The following is a 462-nucleotide window of genomic DNA, read 5'->3' as shown; positions in this document are numbered from 1 at the left end:
GCGCCATCACGATCGTCGCTCAATACCGGCCGACTCGGTGGCTGACATCCTGGAACGGGCAGACTGGTTGTCACCCTGCCCCGACACGGTAGATCCCGCTGACACGGTCGTCGAACGCGACAGCACCGACCTGTACGTCGTGGCGGTGCTGTCCCAACTTCCGGAACGGCAACGTGCCGTGCTGGTTGCGCGCGACATGCTCGGCTTCTCGGCTCTGGAGACAGCTCGCCTGCTCCAGTCAACTCCCGCTGCTGTTAACAGTCTCCTCCAGAGGGGGCGTTCCCGACTGAGAGCCTTGGGTGTCGAGCGTCTGAGCCAACTGGCCCAGACGAGCACATCAGCGGACTTCGATCTCGCGCGTAGCTACGTTCGCGCTCACGATACGAAAGACGTCGATTCGATCATGGCACTGCTCGCGGAGGACGTCCGGATCAGCATGCCTCCTGAGACACCTGCGAGAGG

At 63.0% G+C, this 462-nt stretch carries 1 protein-coding gene; it reads left to right on the top strand.

All coding sequences use genetic code 11. The features are described 5' to 3' along the window. Window positions 1–37: 37 nt before the first annotated feature. A partial coding sequence (locus IG69_RS20630) for a sigma factor-like helix-turn-helix DNA-binding protein (protein ID WP_281174752.1) occupies window positions 38–462 on the top strand: 425 nt, incomplete at its 3' end.

The organism is Phycicoccus jejuensis (assembly GCF_000720925.1).
GTDB classification, from domain to species: domain Bacteria; phylum Actinomycetota; class Actinomycetes; order Actinomycetales; family Dermatophilaceae; genus Phycicoccus; species Phycicoccus jejuensis.
The sequence above is the reverse complement of the archived record's forward strand: the minus strand, read 5'-3'. Positions and strand labels throughout refer to the sequence as shown.